A 17,353-nucleotide genomic window follows, 5' to 3' on the forward strand; every position below is an offset into this window, starting at 1 on the left:
TCCATTCGTACGCAGCGTAACAAAATCGTTTACTCATGTTCAAGTTGCGGCTCGGTGATAACTTCCACAATCCTGCGAGACCGAATGAAGCCGCCCAAATCTCCATTCATTCCATTGAAAAGTTCTACGAGTGCCCTTTGGTTTATTGGACATGTACGCAGTTCAATGATCTTCATATCGGGCAACAGTTGGTCTCTATCATCGTCTCTAATCAACGACGCGCGGAAGGTTACCAGATCCTCTCGCGCTTCTGCCTGCGAACTGTAGAACTGTCCCGCGGATTGATTAGGATCATCACCGTAAGTGTACGTATAAAGGGCGAAGCTATATTCGATTTCATGTTCGATATTAGCCATTGTCACGATTTCCAATTGAAGCATTTGCGGTACGCCCCCGCTCAATGCTCATTGACCCCTTGGTGATCGGGGAGTTGCAAACCGTGTTAGGCGGCCCTGTGGCCTTTAGCCGGAGGCCTGTTGCATACGCCACAGGCTCCCCGACCAGAAGGTCAAGGAGTGTGATGTTGTAACGGCCAACACCAACCGCTAACAGAGGTTTGCACGCCCCAAGGCAGCGCGTCACTGCCTTATGTTCACTCTAATATAACTGCCATCAGTTGTCTCTATTTTTTTGCCAACTACATCGCTCATCGACGAGCATCAATCGCGTCCAATCAATAGAATGAGCACCAACAGTGTTCATCACAAATGCACAATGCCGCGCCGCGAGAGGCTTATTAAATTGGACACAAGCCGAACTGGCGCGACGCCTCTCGATTAGTGTCGTTTCCGTTCGCGCCGTATGCGGCGTTCACGCCCCATTGATTTTTCAATTGCAGCGATCTGAGGCCGATCCTCGGCGGTCAAATGAGCTCACCGAAGAGTACCTGACGAGCTCATTGTGAGGCCTTGATGCGGGCGGCATAGGCCCATGGCATCAGGGCATCGATGTCCTTGGCGAGGTGGCCGTTTGCGAGGCGGGTGAAGAGATCGCACAGATAGGCGTAGGGCTCAACGCCGTTCATTTTACAAGTGCCGATCAGGCTGGCAAACCGGGCCCAATTGCGGCCCCCTTCATCGTGCCCCGCAAAGAGCGCGTTGCGGCGGTTCATGGCGGGTCGGCGGATCGCGTTTTCCACCAGGTTGGAATCGATATCGACGTGGCCGTCGTCCAGGAACAGCCGGAAGCCGTCCTGCCGCGTCAGCATATAGGCCAGGGCTTTTCCGAGGTCAGACTTGCGTGAGACGCGCTTGGCTTGCGCTGCCAGCCAGGTGAAGAACTCGTCCACCAGCGGGAGGGACAGGTCCTGTCGAACTGCCCGGCGATATTCGGGATCTGAGCCCCGGATACTGTCTTCGATCTTGTAGAGCGCGGCAATCTGCACCAGCGCCTCGTCGACTATGGGCGATCCACTCTTTGGCGTGGCCTTGATCAGCTTTCTGCGCCCGTGCGCCCAACAGAAAGCCAGCTTCAAGGGATCGCCACCCACCCGGTCCGACGTGGCGAGGTGAGAGTAACCACCGTAGGCATCCACCTGGATTGTCCCGTTAAACCCGTCGAGGATTTCAGCGGCATATTCTCCTTTACGCCCAGGTCGATAATGGAACACCACGCCCGACGGCGCGGAGCCATTCCAGCCGCGATCGTCACGCAACACGGCCCATAGATAGCCGGTCTTCGTCTTGCCCCGCCCCGGATCCAACACCGGAGCCGTGGTCTCATCGACATAGAGCCGCGTGCTTTCCCACAGCAGCCGTTTGGCCATGTGGTCGACCACCGGTGCGATTTCGCTGCCCGTGCGCCCCATCCAATCGGCCAGGACCGTGCGGTCTATCGGCACCCCGTGTCGCGCCATGACCTCGGCCTGCCGGTTGAGCGGCATATGTTCGGAATGCTTGGAGACGACAATCTCAGCCAGAAGGGCTTCCGTCGGCCAGCTCCCTTCCAGCAGATGCGCTGGCGCTCTGGCCTGGATGACGCCCGTTCGACCCTTGGGGCATGCGTATTTCGGGCGGATCGTGACGATCACCTCGTAGCGCGCCGGAATCCGGTCGAGCCGTTCCGTCCGATCCTCGCCGATCCGGACCATGTTGCCGCAACCGCAGGGACAAACGATGCTCTCGGGCTCGATCACTCTCTCGACCCGCGGCAGGTGTTCGGGCAGCGCCCGGGCCTTACGCTCCTTGCGAGGAGCGACTTTTTCCGGATCGGATGCGCTGGCTTCGATCTTTTTCTCGACGGCGGCAATCCGCGCCTGTGTTTCGGCGATTGCCGTTTCAAGGTCTTCCAGCGCCAGTTCCATCTGCGCCGGATCGAGCTTTTCCGATTTCGGCCCGAACTTCGTGCGCCGATAGTCGTGAACCTGACCTTCAAGCTTCTCGACCAGTTCCTTCAGCTCGGCGATGAAGGCGTCCTTTTCGACAACCACAGCCTGCTCGTGCTGACGTGCAGCACGCTCGACCGACAGTTCGAACTGCATCGCCGCAAACGCCTTCACCACCTCTGGCGGAAGGTCCGGAAACAGGCTGAGATCAAGGGGCGACGACATGCGGTCTTATAGCAAGACAGCACAAAAAATCCAAATAAAACAATGCAAAGGCAGCTGGATATTCACCCTGCCGCCGACGGCGCGCTCACCCGTTGCGCTATGACTCGCCGCCAGTCGAGCCCCTCGAATAACGCTTCGTATTGCCCCCTGGAAAGACGCATCGTCCCATCCTGCACCTTGGGCCAGGCAAAGCTTCCATGTTCAAGAATTTTGTAGGTCAGCACCATTCCGGTGCCATCCCACACCAGGATTTTGAGACGATCACCGCGCTTCGACCGGAAGATCACCGTAACCCCGGAATGCGGGTCGAGCTTCAACTCGGTCTGCACCATCAGAGCCAGCGCCTGATGCCCGCAGCGGAAGTCCACCGGCCGCGTTGCAATCAGGATCGGCAGTCGTTGGCCCGCGACGATCATGCCGTCCCTCGCATGGCGCGCACCAGAGCGGCCACACGTTCAACCGGCACATCGCCGGGAACCCGCATCACAACGTCCGGGCCGATCGTGAGCGTCAAGACTGACGAAACCGCCTCCCGCAGTTTCGGCGGCGCCAAAACATTCACCGCCTCGCTCGGCTCTGCCGCAATCGCCAAAGGCACAAACGCAGGCTCGGCATCGCCGCTCTCCGACAGGCCCGGCATAGACTCAAAAGGCAGCGTCAGAATGCCCTCGCGCACTTGCCGGCGCCACAAGGAAAGCTGGTGCGGAACAACGTCATGACGGCGCGCGACATCAACAACACGAACACCAGGCTCAAGGCTTTCCGCCACGATCCGCGCCTTCACATCATCTGGCCAACGGCGGTTTCCGCGGCGCGGCTCGACAACTTCGTAGCGCCCAACAAATCCATCATCTGCCATGCAAATCTCCAGATAGTCCTGGAAACCTTCTTGCACGCCCGGCCAGCCTCAAAATACAGCCAATCCAATGGGGCGGAGACGGCGCTTACTTCGCGCCTTTGAAAAGGGAGGAAGTTTCAGCTATGCATTTTTCGTCGCGCCCAGTTCATATAAGTCCAGGCTTCCTCGCCCTCTGACTTAACTTCCGTAATCTGCGTAGGCTCTAGTTTTATAACCGTCGGCCATCCCGGCAGGTTTTTCAGCCATTTATCGGCATAGACTGTCGGCTGGTAGCGATAGCCCTCATCAGCCATGATGGCGACAATTTTCTTATTGGGAGTTTTTTTTGCGTACCAACTTCCCACAAGAGCAGCAGCACCGCTGGTAGGACCAACATAGAGGGCACATTTACGATACAATCGGCGAGTTTCAGCAAAGGCTTGTAGAGCACCCACCCAATGAACATCATCAACCAAACAGTGATCAAGGTTCTCCGGCACGATACTGTTTCCAAGCCCCCTCAATAAGCGCGGGCCAGCTTTCTGCCCAAACAAAACGCTATTGTTCGTGTCAACCGCTATCGCACGCAATTGAGGATAAACTCGACGAAGATATCGTGTTGCGCCACAGAGCGATCCCCCAGATCCAACACAGCCGACCAGACAATCAACTTGCCCCAGACGATCCACAATGACTTCCGCCAGACGCGAATAGGCTGCAGGATTATCAGGATTGTCGTATTGTTTCGGCCAGAACGTATCCGGCTTGTCTTCAAGCACACGGTGTAGTTCTGAAAGACGACCCTCCTGGTTGCCTGTTCCCCCCGGGTCCTCAACCAGCCTCACTGCAGTGCCGAGTTGTTCCAATCGGGTTTTAAAACCACGATCCATAAGGCTTGTAGAGCTGACAATTGTAAGATGATAACCACGAACTGCGGACAACATAGCCAATGCGAGCGCAAAGGTTCCCGAGCTTGTCTCCACGATATCTCCGCCAGCCTTTATTAGCTTGTTTTCTTCTGCGCGATCCAAGATGTAGTGGGCCGGTAACAGCTTCATCAAGCGAAACTGGGCCGCATAGAAATTCGGGCTCAGCTCGATTATTTGAGGCGTCTCGTAACCGTGAAGAAAAGACGTTAAGTTCATAACGCCACCCGGAGCGGCTGCACATCGACGTTCACCGCGAACTGATGAATGCTCATAAATCCCTGCTCTGCAGCTTTTTTAAACGCGGCAGCGACCTTTTCCGTTACGTTCGGATCGCTGGCATCGAGCAAGAGCCCCATTAGATTACCACTATGAGCGACTTGCACACCAAGAGCGTCGCAATAGGCCGCTATTTGGAGAAGCTCCTCGAAATGTCGCTTTGGAAGATAACGTTGATTTATTCGAGCACTTGCTGTTGCGACGTGGCCGAGTAGAACGACATTCTGTTCAAGAATTGCCTTCCTAGCAAGGCCGCGCAAGACGCGAAAACTTTCAATTTCAGATCTATCATAGCGAGCTGGCACATATGTAAGTGTGTCGACGGGCTTATCATTCGGCGATATGAACCCCACGACGATCAGAGATGGAAACTCACCGGGAAGGTATTCTATCACGCGGCCTTCCCTGTGGGCGAAAAGTACAGCCTGTTCGCCGAATACGATAGAGTCGCTGGCTGTTTCGGCTGCAACCGCAAGGCGGCATATAACTGTTCTGCGCAGTTCCACGCCCATAGCAGCAGCAACTGCTCGAATCGTCGCAACAACATCTGCAGTTGATGATCCAAACCCTAGACTGACCGGAACATTCGTTTCAATCGTAAGGCACCCACCGCATTTTTTCTGCCCCAATAACTCGAATGTCAGCCGTGCCGCACGAGCAGCTTTATTCATGCCTGTGGGGCGAGTGCAGAGCTCGCCACCATCTTCGGGCCAAAAAGTTATAACGGATTCGAACGCTGAACATGGTAATGTGATCAACCCCCTATGGAGATGTCCAGCTTCATCAGGGAAAACTCCCTGCAATATCTCGCCATGATGAGCTATCGCGCGCCCGGTTCCAACAGTTGTCAATCGGGAAGCTCCAAGCAAAGGAGAAAAAATCCTATCGTAAGCGAATGATTGCGAAGAATGCATTGAATTTCCTCCGACATCTTATGAATTGAATATTATGCGGAGCAGATTTTTTGATGTCTTTCCTCTTTTTGAAGGAGTAAGTTTAACTTGACAGGCAGAAGCTGGTCTATGTCGTCCAGTGTAGTCACGAATATCCCATAGCCGTCAGACGGCTTTTTCAGGATCTCCCGGAATTTGTCGGGCGGCACTCATTCACGCACTCGTTGTTTAAAGAAACACATCAGCTTGAATGTTGGATGAGCCAGATGCTACCGAAAAAAGTTAGTGATACCGACAATCTGCAACATCGTTAGTGACCGCCCGAGCAACATCCAGCCGAGGGGTACCGCCCTCAGAGGACCGATGAAAAGAAGTGCAGAAACAACCGGAAATGCTAGGCACCCAATCTCGCGAAGCCAGAGAACGTAGTCAGATTTCAGCCGACCAGACCGCGCCAGATGAACCTCATGAGATTGAAATGCGTCGGAGCGGGTATGGAGCCACCAACAACTACGACAATTGGAAGCAGCAGAACACCACCGCAGTCAACTGCCACGCCGTAAAGGTGAGCGGCAACACAGATGGGTAGCCATTTGCGTGCCCAAGCACTCCTTGCCATACACGTAACACCAGTCAGATCGGCTTCCATGCCGATGGCGTCAACCACAGCGCTTGGTGTCAATACTGAGTGCACCGAGAATGAAAGAGCACAACCGGATCGGCACTGGCAAATTGAGAGGCCGCCGAGTTTACGTATCTTGTCTTTTTATCCCACACGTTAGCACACGGCCCCTAAACTCCGTGTCTTTCTCGATTTTTCCATTGAGCGCTTCGCTCGTGAAAAGATGCCCAAGACCTGAAGTCGCCTGGCTCTTTCTTTCACAGGGACTATAATACCGTCTGTTGTACGAAATGTTGCACGCCGCGATAGGTTGGACCAATAGCCACCTTTATGAATTCCAAATGCGCGATTTCGGCTTTGGTTTGCCGGACGAACAATGGGGATTGGTCCGCTAGAAACTCGCAGTTTCTCGTTGCTGTCGACAGCTCAGGACACCCGCGCGAAATCGTTCAAGTATCTTGGTAGCTTTGGAGACGGCTGGGAATACAGCGTCTAGACGAGCGCATGTCCCCTGCAGTCAGAGCGAAAGGCCGTTGCTCATCGAAGCGAATAAACTTCCCGCCCGATGACGTCGTTGGTCTGTGGGACGGTAACGAATTATGCGATGCACTTGCAAATCAGGCGCATAAACGACATACCAAACCCTTGAATGGTGCGGTTGCGCCCATCATGATCAAGCCGCCGTCAACTTCTCATAGCTTAGCAAAACCATTGAGGATCCAGTTGCAAATGGGGCTGAAGAATACGCTGCAAATCCTGAATGTCGGTTTGAATACGATGGCAAAATACCGACGTTCACCGCGTAAAGAGCTGGCGAAACAGTTCTTCTGAACGGCGCAGACCTTCATCCGTCAAGATCAATGACTTCGACTTGTTTACCGGATCACAGATCAGGCCTTTGTCATGCAACCGATCCGTCGTTGACCAGTCAAACCCCTTCCAGGCGCAACGCTCGTTGTGGAGCGTCAGCCACAACAGGGCCAGAACCACGTCATCGATTTTGTCCTCATCTATCTCCATTCGTCAACAATACCACGCACAAGCGACATAGTCCTGCAGTTTTGAGCGCATGCGTCCGTTACAAACATATGACTGAAGGGACTATCGCAGGTTTTATCCATTCTTGTTCCATCTCATTTAAGTCGAGTTTATCGGTCGATGCTCTGTACCTGCTTGATGCTGCGCTGTCGGCGCTGCACAATTACCTTATCGCGCGCCTGCTTGCGAACGGTTTGCTGAAGAATTTTTAACCTGAACCGCATTGCCTCAAAATCTGGACGCTGTGCTGACGAGACATGGTTGATGACCGTTTTCTCCCCACGCAAAATCGCATCACGTCCGAATCTAAGGTCAAGCGCCCGGCTAACCCGTTCAAACTCTTGATAGATGACGGCATCAAGCGAGTTGGCGGCAACATTGGGTTTGGCGCCCGTCGTCTTCGTGGCATCTATAAGCTTACGCAATGCATTTTCGGCAGCTGACGACATGCCCGGAATGGCGATTGCCATGCGTCGACGTTCCTCGGTGATTGATTTGATCTGGTTTTCAAGCGCCGTCCTATAAGACGAACCAAGTGACCGGATCTGACTTTCCGCATCACTCACGGCCTTAAGGGCGTTTCGTCGCTCGCGACCGATTGCCAACAGTCTATCCATGATACGATCAGATCCGCGAATTGCACCATAGGCTGAGGGTTCATTTGCGATGGCTCTAGCAATCCGCTCGCCAGGAAAACCCTTCAAGATAAGAACCTCGATCTGGTCGACAGCGCTAGCCGGGTCACGCCAGATGTGTTTGGCTATTTCAACCAAGGCTGCTCGATCATGACGATAGTGTGCAACGTCGCGCGCCCTCGCCCGAGCCTCATCTTCAACTGGTATTCGGAACTCCGTCACAGCAGCAAGCATGGGCAACAAGGCTCTCGTTTTCTTCCCCGGCTCCACGCTGGCGGCGGCAACCACCTGCGAACGGTCTTGCCGTTCAGCAAGTTTCTGTTCGTCGCAAAATCGGCGTATGGCTCCAAACAGATCGGTCAGTTTATCGCGTTTACCGGAATCAAAATCCTCTGGCATGCGTTCAATCATGTTGCGTTCGCCGACGGCATCGACATTTTTAGTAAAAGCAGTCCGGCCGAAGCGAGCCGTCAGCGCCTCATTGACTGCCTTTACCTCCTGAACCAGCAAACGATCTTCGACGGCATAAGCAAAAGCAATCTTGTAGGCATCCGGTCCACCGTGTTCTCGCACGTTTTCAATCTCGGTGAGGCGGGCCATTGCCGGCTTCGAGAGTGCCGGGATAGATAAGGTCATATATGAACGACGTTTTTCTTCGCGATTTTTGAAGTGCTCGGCCTGACGTCGGAATTCTGTCGCATGGGCTCGCACCAGGGGGACGAATTCCGACAGTGCACTGAGTGCAGCCTTGCGGTCATTTCGGGCAATACGATCGTCGATCAGGCGACCCGATCCACGCAGATGGCCAAGATGCTGCAGATTATCGGCAAGCCGACGCGGTTCGACGCTGACATCCGATGCAAGTCCATTCAATGTGACCAAAGCGCTATCGGGATCACGATAGATCTTTTCCAAAAACGGCCGGAGGACTACCTCCCGCTTCTTCCAGCCACCTGAACTGAGCTGAGCACGCCTGGCATCGTCCTCTATGCTACGGACAAATCGGGTTGTCGGTGGAATAAGATAGGCCCGCTCGAGCGGGTTGTCGGCCGCACGCTTTTCAGATCGCTCTTCATCATAGGAGACATTTTTCTCATGCTCGATTGTAAAGCCAAGCGCGACATTTGCTCGCTCCCAAAGTTTTGCCACCTGCTCACGCTTTTCCACAATCCATGACCATTGGCGCGCCACCTTATCTTCTATGTCTGCAGCCATCCCGGAAATTGTGTTGATACCGCGCCTGCGGGCAAAGTCGCGAACATGCGCCTGATAGTCGGCCTCGTTCTCGAAATCGAGCGTTGTGGTTTTTGCGCCTGAACGGCCAAGACGTTCAACCAACTGCGCAAAGAGTTCCGGGCGATGGCTTTCGCGCTCAATGCGCTCAAGACGCATGGCTGCGGTTTCGATCTGCTTTGCCGTCCAGACGTTTCGCTCCACCTGCCTTTCCTCGTAAGTTTTCTTTCCCGTTTCCGTGTTGAGGACCGGAATTGTGACCTTGACGATTTCAACACCGTCTTTTTTCAAAAGAACAGTATCGCCTTCCGATACGCCTGCGTCGGACAACGCCTTGGGCAAGCTGACGCCCCACAGCCGATGCACAATTCCGTCATCAGTCTTCACGTCGGCATAAGGGCTTTCGTCAACATCATCGTCCTGCGGCCGGAACTTTGCCATGCCGGTCTCAACCAATTCCCCAGTAACGCCGGCCGCATGGTCAATACGCGATTTCCCACCCCATTCCGGTTTGGGCTCAAAATCCTCACGTGCTGCATAAAGATCTGTCCGATCCCGATGTCGCGTCATCGCCACATAGGTCAGATGCTGATCCATCATGCCGGTGGCAAGCACGAAGGTCCGCTCGACAGTCGTTCCTTGCGCTTTATGGATGGTTGCAGCATAGCCATAATCAATATTTCGATAGCTATCCTCGCTTAAAATAACGTCGCGGCCGTTATCGAGACGGACGGAAAGCAGCGGATCATCATGTCTGCCGCCGGTGGAAACGACAGTACCAAGCAAACCATTCTTGACATATTGTGGGCCAAGCCCGGTTGCCCGCTTTTCAACAAACCTGGAATTTTCGAGGAAGATGATCCGGTCACCAACAGCAAATTCCCGCATACCACGTTCAGTTCGGAATTCCCGCGGCACCGTCAACGCACTTTCCTTCTTCATTTCTTCACGAAGAGCTGCGTTGAGGCGCCTTACATCCTTGTTGGTATGGGCAAGCACGAGCAATTTGTCACAATATGAAAATGCACTTTCCTCTCCCTTTGATTGCTGGAGAAACGAGCGGCGTGCATCTGCCCAATCTGAAACCAGACGGCCGATAATCTCGTCGTGGGTTCGCGCTTCGACAAGGTGTCCATGCTTTACATATGCATCAAGACCTTTTTCGACTTCACCGCGTGCAAACAGATGTGAGGCGTCGCGTGCCCATCCTTCGCGCTGGCGACGAACACCAGCAAGTTCTGCAGAACCTATCCGCTCAGCAATAGCGCGGAACGCTGCCCCGGCCTGAATTGGTTGAAGCTGCATCGCGTCACCGACAAGGACGACTTTTGCTCCGGCATCCTTTGCTGCCTCCAACACACGGGCCATCTGCTGCGACGGCACCATTCCTGCCTCTTCTATGACAAAAACATCGCCGCGTTTCAGCAAATCGCGTTCGTTCGCCCAGGCAAGTTCCCATGCGGCAAGAGTTCGCGATTTGATACCCGAACTTTCCTCCAATCCCTCGGCTGCCTTGCCAGCAAGTGCCGCACCCAAAACGCGATGATGTCCGCTTTCCCACGCAATACGTGCAGCGGAAAGAAGCGTCGATTTGCCCGCTCCGGCAAGACCAACAATGGTGGCAATAGCGCTGTCACCGGTGACATGATGGACAGCGTCAATCTGCTCCTGCTCAAGTCTGAAAGGCTTCTCAGGATCAGCCGTTTCGATGGCCCCCACCGCCGACGCCCTTTGTTTGTCAGTGATCCTGAAGCCAGTTCGCTTGGACAAAACCTCCGCCGAGCCAACCATGTCAAATTCTGTGCGCAAGATCTCTTGCGACGTAAAGACAGCCGGTTGCGCCACCTTACCAGTTTGCCGGTCAACTTGCTGAGGCCTTAACAACACCAGATTATTGGACACCATCACCCGTGTGCGAATACTGACAAAATCGGCTGGATCATCAACATAACGATGTAACGCTCTGGCGATGTCGCGTTCGTTGAAAGTGGAACGTTCGCGCTCAAGCTGCTTTAAAAGAAGTTCAGGCTCTAAAAGAAGCCGATCTGCCATTTCCTGGCGGCGAACAAGATCGGCCGGCGCGAAATACATCTCCATATTCTTGCGCGCCAAAGCAGCCTTCTCCGGTCCAAGATGCTTTTGCGCGATCCCATCGAGCCCCTGTTCGGCATAAGAGCGTCCGTCAAGACGAATGTCATGGCCAGCAAGCGCCAAATGCCGATTGGTCGTTTCTGCCCAGGCAATCTTCCACTCCTTCATCGTCTCCTTGTCACCGGCCCAGCGTGAGTAAACGATAGCACCGTTCGGACGATCGGGCTTGATCACCCGCAACGGCTTGCCGTCGGGTCCAGATACCGCCACCATCTTGCTGCCAAACCCTTGTTCCGTCAGCGGTCTCAACGTCATCATCAGATGGATATGCGGATTGCTGTCCCTGTCGTGATAGACCCAGTCGGCAACCATGCCCTTTGCGGTCAGATTTTCCCTGATAAATTCGCGGACGAGCGCAATGTTTTCTGCACGTGTCAGTTCCTCCGGCAGCGCAATAACAAGTTCACGGGCAAGCTGTGCGTCGACCCGCTTCTCAAAAGCGTCGACCGCATTCCACAAAACCTCGCTTGCCGCGGCGACCGTCTTTCCTTCAATGGCTGTCGTCAGCCAGTTAGGGATTTCATCGGGAAGCGCCAGTTCCTCATGCTTGAGTTCATCAGCCCCGCCACGATAGCTAAATGAAGTTCCCGACTGCTCGTCCATCATCCGTGCACGATGGCGATAGGCAGCAGCCGAGACAATACTGCGCCCCGCCCCTCTGCTGATCACCTTCGCTCTGACGAACATGATCGCCATGACACTCCTCCAGACCTCCAAAGGATGTCGTATCTCGGCACACGAGCTTTGATCGACATCGATTCTTTAGACAGTTAAAACAGCCCTTACCGCACAAATAGTTGCATACTTACGCTTTATAACATATTTAACTATCTTGTTATATACAGTTAAATAAACAAGGGGCAAAGCGGTGAAATGGGAAGGAACCCGATAGATGGCAGGCAAAAATTCTATTCTTGATATCGACACGCAAATCGAGAAGCTGCACGAACGTAGAAAAGAACTACTGGTAAAGTCCGCCGAGCGCTTTGCGCGTGCAGCCACGAAATCCGGTTTGGCGGAAATGGACATCGCCGATACGGAGATCGATCAAATCATTAGTGAAATTACGACACGATTTCGCGAAAGGAAAAAAGGGAACAGCGGTGGCGCATCCGCTGCGTCGCATAGAAAGACAAATGGTGGGACTGGAGCGTCGACGGAGGTTCCTCGTGTCAGTTAAACGCAAGAAAGACCTTCGCAAAAAATACCTACTCGGCGAAATTGTCGTTCGTGCCGGTCTGTCGACGGCAGACCGGGCATTCCTACTAGGTGGCTTGCTGGAACTGGCGCGACTTTTACCGGATACGGCTGAGTTTCAGCGCTTGCGCAATCGCGGTGAAATGGCTTTCCGCGCAAAAGCATCAGATCCTCATTGGCAAGAAGAGCCGGATGCTGCGCAATGACGACTGGCGCAAAACCGCATCCAAGCCAATTGCTCGTCCTGGTGCCAATCGCTGTTTCCAGTTTAGCATTCTATATTGCCAACTGGCGTTGGCCGGAATTGGCCGCTGGCTTATCAGGGAAACCGCAATACTGGGTTTTGCGAGCGTCTCCTGTACCAGCCCTTATATGCGGCCCACTTGCCGGGCTCCTGACTGTCTGGATGTTGCCATTGCATCAGCGGAAACCAATCGCGCTGGCAAGTCTTGCCTGCTTCCTGCTGATAACTGGCTTCTACGCATTGCGCGAAATTACCCGTCTTTCCCCCTTCGTGGAAAGCCGGGCATTGAGTTGGGACCAGGCGCTGTCATACCTTGATATGATCGCGGTCGTCAGCGCTGTCATTGGCTTTATTGCCGCGGCTGTATCAGCACGCATTTCCAGTGTCGTGCCTGAACAGATAAAGCGGGCCCGGCGCGCAAGCTTCGGCGATGCAGACTGGCTGCCAATGCGGGCGCTAGCACGACTATTCCCGGAAGATGGCGAAATCGTCGTTGGCGAACGTTATCGCGTCGACAAGGAGCTCGTTCATAAACTACCATTCGATCCAAATGACCCAGCCACATGGGGACGCGGCGGCAAGGCACCGCTTCTTACCTACAAGCAGGATTTCGATTCAACGCATATGCTCTTCTTTGCCGGATCAGGCGGCTACAAGACGACGAGTAACGTCGTGCCGACAGCGCTGCGCTATATCGGCCCGATCATCTGCCTTGATCCCTCAACCGAAGTCGCCCCGATGGTCATCGAACATCGCCGCAACAAACTTCAGCGCGACGTGATGGTGCTTGATCCAACCAATCCGATCATGGGCTTCAACGTCCTTGACGGTATTGAGACCTCCACGAAGAAAGAGGAGGACATTGTTGGAATAGCCCATATGCTTTTGTCGGAAAGCGTTCGCTTCGAAAGCTCTACCGGTTCGTTTTTCCAGAACCAGGCGCACAATCTCCTGACCGGGCTCCTTGCCCATGTGATGTTGTCGCCGGAGTTTTCCGGACGGCGTAATCTACGTAGCCTGCGCCAGATCGTTTCGGAACCTGAAACGTCTGTGCTTGCCATGCTCCGTGACGTTCAGGAACATTCTGGGTCCACCTTCATTCGCGAAACGCTCGGCGTTTTCGTCAATATGACCGAACAGACCTTCTCCGGCGTCTATTCCACCGCCTCAAAAGATACCCAGTGGCTGTCACTGGACAATTACGCGGCGCTTGTCTGCGGTGACAGTTTCAAATCCGCCGAAATCGCGACCGGCAAGAAGGACGTATTTCTGAATATCCCCGCATCGATCCTGCGTTCCTATCCGGGGATCGGGCGAGTGATCATCGGCTCCCTGATCAATGCAATGATCGAGGCCGATGGTGCATTTGAGCGCCGTGCCCTCTTCATGCTCGATGAGGTCGATCTGCTTGGCTACATGCGCGTGTTGGAAGAAGCACGCGATCGCGGACGCAAATACGGCATCAGCATGATGTTGATGTACCAGTCCGTTGGCCAGCTTGAACGACATTTCGGCAAAGACGGTGCCCTCTCATGGATCGATGGATGCGCCTTCGCAAGCTACGCCGCGATCAAGGCGCTCGACACCGCTCGAAACGTCTCGGCGCAATGTGGTGAAATGACGGTGGAAGTGAAAAGCAGTTCACGCAATATCGGCTGGGATGCAAAAAACAGCGCTTCGCGGAAATCTGAGAACCTGAATTTACAGCGCCGCCCCCTGATCATGCCGCACGAAATTACTCAGTCGATGCGCAAAGACGAGCAGATCATCATTGTACAGGGACACAGTCCAATCCGCTGTGGGCGCGCCATCTATTTCCGGCGAAAGGAAATGGACGAGGCTGCGGAAGTCAACCGGTTCGTCAAACGATAAAGGCCGCAAAACTGCGTTTCATTTAAAGTTTCCTCCCGTCCGGTTAAAGCGGCGAATCGCAACGATACAAAAGCGTGATCTTCATCTCTGCTCGGGGGCCACGCTCCCCTGTCATGACCTTTCGTGGCGAACTAAGCGATAGGTGCCATGGCCATCTGGCAAACTGAACGGCAAATCTCAAACAAACCTGAACGAGATTGGTTTTTAGCTCCGCCTCTTCCTAAGGCTGGATCGCGGTGCTCAATGGTCGGACCAACCTTTCAACAATCGCCCCAACGATACACATTGAGATGATGAGAGCATCTTGTGAAACAAATATAACCTGATGACCAACTTTTCTTCCATGGAATCTGGCCCAAGCCGAATACATGTTTATTCAACCGCGAGCACCGCAACATTTCTTGAATTTCTTGCCCGATCCACATCGACAAGGATCATTGCGTCCGACTTTTCAATATCGCTCTCAGTTCAGAGGTTAATTCACCACGTTCGGTTGCCGACATACTCCAGTAATCAGCGATGGCAACCATCACGTCAGGCAGCGCATAGATCGCATCCTCTTCGATCCGCAAAAATCGTCAAATCCCAGATCTGCCCCATCAGTAAATGTGTCTATGTCAGTCAGCATCACGACCGGAGCCAGAAGCACACCAGCTTCAGATCCCATCATCTTTTCCCATCGGCGCGGCCGCAAGGCAATCGCACGCATAAAGCCTTTCACCCAACCGTCAACTATAAACTCATCGGTTTCTGCAATGTGCATTAATATGGGTTCAGCAAGACCCTCCGCTAGCTGACTGACAATCTCATTATAGAGATTGACGATAGCTTGGGTGGCCGCAGATTTCTCCTCATCATCGACGAATTCAGGATCCTCGCCCCAGACCTCTGATAGCCATTCGCCTATCGGAATCTCGTCGTGGCCAACAGCTATTCTCGTCAAGAAGCCATCAAGATTAGTTAATTGCATGCACTCTAAAGGGGCATCCGCCGATTCGAACTAGTCTTCCAGCACTTCCAAGCTCATTGTTTTTACAGCAGACCGGAACTTACTCGTGTCACTATTCATCATCTCGTTCCTATTGCCATTGCTTTCGCGTCTTGGCTGGAGATCACGACAAACAGTTGCCTCAACGAGCCTTTGTCAATCGCGAACTGGATCTCTTCCTCTGCCCATCAGCTCTCACATTCCAGACGAGCACTCTCCAAATCAGGCAAGAAGTCGTTAATCATGCTGGTGAAAACCTGTTCAGTCCGCTATTCAGATTTCAGCTATGCATTAATCGAATGGCTTTTATTTCATGGCATCCAAAACGACGCTCAATGCAAAAAATCTCGAAGCACTCGGCGTAGAGAAACTGGCTGAACTGCTGATCGAAATCAGTACCGGAAATGCCAACCACAAGCGACGTCTTCGAATGGAACTTGCTGGTAACTCTAGCGGGGAAGAATTGGCCAGGGAGGTTCGCAAACGTCTCAGCAGTATCGCTCGCGCCAAGAGTTGGATCGACTGGCAGAAAGTCAAGACGGTCAAATCCGATCTGGAAACCCAGCGTAAAACAATCGTCGAAAAAATAGCACCGACGAATCCCGATGAGGCTTTCGAACTCATATGGCAGTTTTTGTTGTTGGGAGATTCTATTTACGAACGCACACATGACGGTAGCGGATTGCTCACCGAAAGCTTTCATCAGGCAATTGATGACGCAGGACGGATAGCTGGACAGGTCAAGATTTCCACGGAGAGCCTTGTCGGGCGAATTTATGCAGCACTCCAAAATAACAATGGCTACAGTCAGTTCGACAGACTGATCCCATCCATGGTACCGGCCCTTGGCGAAGAAGGGCTGCGGCAATTGCAGCAGCTATTCGAAGGCGGAGCGAAGACACGCGACACGAAACGAACCAACGAAAGCAGACAACTGACAGGGTTGAGCTCAAACGAGCCTGTTTATCGTGACGATGTCTATGCGAGTAGCGCATTCTTCACAGCAAAAGTGTCCTTGCAGCAAATCGCTGACGCGTTAGGTGACGTGGATCTGTATATCGCTCAGCATGCCGAGCACACGCATATTGTTCCCACAGTAGCGACAGAGATCGGCAGGAGGCTGGTTTCGGCAGGGCGAGCCGAGGAAGCTTTGAGAATCCTTGACAAGGCACAAATCGGTGAGCGGTATCAAGTTCCCTACGATTGGCAGGCGACACGAGCCGACGCTCTTGAAATGCTCGGTCGTGGTGAAGAAGCACAACAGTTTCGCTGGCAATGCTTTGAACAGTCTCTCGATGACGAGATGCTGAAGGAATTTGTGCGCCGATTACCGGATTTTGACGATGTGGAGGCTGAGGAAAAGGCATTTGCATACGCTCAGACCCATCCCGATGTCCAGCAGGCATTAATACTCTTTTTGAACTATCCTTCTCCTGCCGAAGCAGCCAAATTGGTAATGCACCGAGCCGCCGGACTAGATGGCGATCGTTACGAATTGCTCTCTCCTGCAGCAGAAGTGCTAAGCGCAAAATATCCACTGGCAGCGACCCTCCTTCTGCGTGCCATGATCGACTTTACACTCAATTATGCTCGCTCCAGTCGTTACAAGCACGCCGCGCGACATCTCATGGAATGTGCGTCTCTGGCACATCAGATAGAAGAGTTCGCAGAGTTCAAAACGCATGATGACTACGTTGCGGATCTGAAAAAGGTGCATGGTCGAAAGCATGGCTTTTGGAGCCTGATGCGGTAGTTATCTTTCCCCTTGATGTCCAAAAATCGCTCGCATTTGGCGATTTCCAAGCTGGATTGATGGTTTCCGCTGATTGGAGAAAAGCGGCCAGCGATGAGGAGAGCTATTTATCGCTAAAGATGATAAGCGTCTCACA

General features: G+C 53.4%; 14 protein-coding genes and 2 pseudogenes. 5 read left to right on the forward strand and 11 right to left on the reverse strand.

The features are described 5' to 3' along the window. Positions 1-29 precede the first annotated feature (29 nt). The 7 genes from CES86_RS02040 to CES86_RS27050 all read right to left on the reverse strand — a co-directional run bounded on the left by CES86_RS02040 (position 30) and on the right by CES86_RS27050 (position 6,166). Positions 30-356, reverse strand: a complete 327-nt coding sequence (locus tag CES86_RS02040; RefSeq protein ID WP_040129701.1) for a hypothetical protein — start codon at positions 354-356, stop codon at positions 30-32. A gap of 539 nt (positions 357-895) precedes the next feature. Continuing rightward, positions 896-2,548: an IS66 family transposase gene (gene tnpC, locus CES86_RS02050; RefSeq protein WP_040129702.1), complete on the reverse strand. Its 1,653-nt coding sequence runs from the start codon at positions 2,546-2,548 to the stop codon at positions 896-898. 62 nt (positions 2,549-2,610) lie between these two features. Continuing rightward, positions 2,611-2,964 (reverse strand): IS66 family insertion sequence element accessory protein TnpB, encoded by a 354-nt coding sequence (tnpB, locus tag CES86_RS02055; protein WP_012090913.1) that lies wholly within the window; start codon positions 2,962-2,964, stop codon positions 2,611-2,613. After that, positions 2,961-3,407: an IS66-like element accessory protein TnpA gene (gene tnpA, locus CES86_RS02060; protein WP_094513458.1), complete on the reverse strand. Its 447-nt coding sequence runs from the start codon at positions 3,405-3,407 to the stop codon at positions 2,961-2,963. Before tnpA ends, tnpB begins: the two co-directional genes overlap by 4 nt. 116 nt (positions 3,408-3,523) lie before the next feature. Continuing rightward, positions 3,524-4,531: a PLP-dependent cysteine synthase family protein gene (locus CES86_RS02065; protein WP_012090911.1), complete on the reverse strand. Its 1,008-nt coding sequence runs from the start codon at positions 4,529-4,531 to the stop codon at positions 3,524-3,526. Then, a complete protein-coding gene (locus CES86_RS02070; RefSeq protein ID WP_143851058.1) occupies positions 4,528-5,505 on the reverse strand; it encodes a GHMP family kinase ATP-binding protein in 978 nt (325 codons plus the stop codon). The genes CES86_RS02065 and CES86_RS02070 overlap by 4 nt, the downstream gene beginning before the upstream one ends. Before the next feature lie 415 nt (positions 5,506-5,920). Further along, on the reverse strand, positions 5,921-6,166 hold the full coding sequence (locus CES86_RS27050; protein ID WP_143851059.1) for a hypothetical protein: 246 nt from the start codon (positions 6,164-6,166) through the stop codon (positions 5,921-5,923). A 444-nt stretch (positions 6,167-6,610) separates the two neighbouring features. On the opposite strand from CES86_RS27050, the gene CES86_RS27055 reads away from it, so the two are divergent. Continuing rightward, positions 6,611-6,937 carry a hypothetical protein gene (locus CES86_RS27055; protein ID WP_143851060.1) on the forward strand — a complete coding sequence of 109 codons (327 nt, stop codon included), beginning with the start codon at positions 6,611-6,613 and terminating at the stop codon, positions 6,935-6,937. On the opposite strand, the gene CES86_RS02080 is transcribed toward CES86_RS27055, so the two are convergent. Further along, complete coding sequence (locus tag CES86_RS02080) at positions 6,902-7,126, reverse strand: DUF6429 family protein (protein WP_012090909.1); 225 nt, start codon at positions 7,124-7,126, stop codon at positions 6,902-6,904. The genes CES86_RS27055 and CES86_RS02080 overlap by 36 nt on opposite strands. 128 nt (positions 7,127-7,254) lie before the next feature. Beyond that, on the reverse strand, positions 7,255-11,859 hold the full coding sequence (traA, locus tag CES86_RS02085) for a Ti-type conjugative transfer relaxase TraA (protein ID WP_094513460.1): 4,605 nt from the start codon (positions 11,857-11,859) through the stop codon (positions 7,255-7,257). A gap of 196 nt (positions 11,860-12,055) precedes the next feature. On the opposite strand from traA, the gene CES86_RS02090 reads away from it, so the two are divergent. The 3 genes from CES86_RS02090 to traG are packed head-to-tail and all read left to right on the forward strand — an operon-like array spanning position 12,056 to position 14,476. Continuing rightward, entirely contained in the window at positions 12,056-12,343 is a 288-nt protein-coding gene (locus tag CES86_RS02090; RefSeq protein WP_012090907.1) for a TraC family protein, read from the forward strand. Next, positions 12,333-12,566: a conjugal transfer protein TraD gene (locus CES86_RS02095; RefSeq protein WP_012090906.1), complete on the forward strand. Its 234-nt coding sequence runs from the start codon at positions 12,333-12,335 to the stop codon at positions 12,564-12,566. Before CES86_RS02090 ends, CES86_RS02095 begins: the two co-directional genes overlap by 11 nt. Further along, positions 12,563-14,476: a Ti-type conjugative transfer system protein TraG gene (traG, locus tag CES86_RS02100; protein ID WP_040129714.1), complete on the forward strand. Its 1,914-nt coding sequence runs from the start codon at positions 12,563-12,565 to the stop codon at positions 14,474-14,476. Before CES86_RS02095 ends, traG begins: the two co-directional genes overlap by 4 nt. Before the next feature lie 376 nt (positions 14,477-14,852). On the opposite strand, the pseudogene CES86_RS28260 reads toward traG, so the two are convergent. Together CES86_RS28260 and CES86_RS02110 are read right to left on the reverse strand one after the other, a co-directional pair. Then, positions 14,853-14,918 (reverse strand): annotated as a pseudogene (locus tag CES86_RS28260) (SEC-C metal-binding domain-containing protein); the annotation flags it as partial. An 87-nt stretch (positions 14,919-15,005) separates the two neighbouring features. Further along, positions 15,006-15,461: pseudogene (locus CES86_RS02110) on the reverse strand (UPF0149 family protein); the annotation flags it as partial. 316 nt (positions 15,462-15,777) lie between these two features. Here CES86_RS02110 and CES86_RS02115 point away from each other — a divergent pair. Next, positions 15,778-17,217 carry a DUF6880 family protein gene (locus CES86_RS02115; RefSeq protein ID WP_094513463.1) on the forward strand — a complete coding sequence of 480 codons (1,440 nt, stop codon included), beginning with the start codon at positions 15,778-15,780 and terminating at the stop codon, positions 17,215-17,217. Positions 17,218-17,353: the final 136 nt, after the last annotated feature.

This window comes from Brucella lupini (assembly GCF_002252535.1).
Lineage (GTDB): Bacteria > Pseudomonadota > Alphaproteobacteria > Rhizobiales > Rhizobiaceae > Brucella > Brucella anthropi.

Excerpts from the sequence above, each read along its gene's own strand:
- CES86_RS02040 (WP_040129701.1), bottom strand. The coding sequence starts at position 356 with ATGGCTAATATCGAACATGAAATCGAATATAGCTTCGCCCTTTATACG.
- tnpC (WP_040129702.1), bottom strand. The coding sequence starts at position 2,548 with ATGTCGTCGCCCCTTGATCTCAGCCTGTTTCCGGACCTTCCGCCAGAG.
- tnpB (WP_012090913.1), bottom strand. The coding sequence starts at position 2,964 with ATGATCGTCGCGGGCCAACGACTGCCGATCCTGATTGCAACGCGGCCG.
- tnpA (WP_094513458.1), bottom strand. The coding sequence starts at position 3,407 with ATGGCAGATGATGGATTTGTTGGGCGCTACGAAGTTGTCGAGCCGCGC.
- CES86_RS02065 (WP_012090911.1), bottom strand. The coding sequence starts at position 4,531 with ATGAACTTAACGTCTTTTCTTCACGGTTACGAGACGCCTCAAATAATC.
- CES86_RS02070 (WP_143851058.1), bottom strand. The coding sequence starts at position 5,505 with ATGCATTCTTCGCAATCATTCGCTTACGATAGGATTTTTTCTCCTTTG.
- CES86_RS27055 (WP_143851060.1), top strand. The coding sequence starts at position 6,611 with ATGTCCCCTGCAGTCAGAGCGAAAGGCCGTTGCTCATCGAAGCGAATA.
- CES86_RS02080 (WP_012090909.1), bottom strand. The coding sequence starts at position 7,126 with ATGGAGATAGATGAGGACAAAATCGATGACGTGGTTCTGGCCCTGTTG.
- traA (WP_094513460.1), bottom strand. The coding sequence starts at position 11,859 with ATGGCGATCATGTTCGTCAGAGCGAAGGTGATCAGCAGAGGGGCGGGG.
- CES86_RS02090 (WP_012090907.1), top strand. The coding sequence starts at position 12,056 with ATGGCAGGCAAAAATTCTATTCTTGATATCGACACGCAAATCGAGAAG.
- traG (WP_040129714.1), top strand. The coding sequence starts at position 12,563 with ATGACGACTGGCGCAAAACCGCATCCAAGCCAATTGCTCGTCCTGGTG.
- CES86_RS02115 (WP_094513463.1), top strand. The coding sequence starts at position 15,778 with ATGGCATCCAAAACGACGCTCAATGCAAAAAATCTCGAAGCACTCGGC.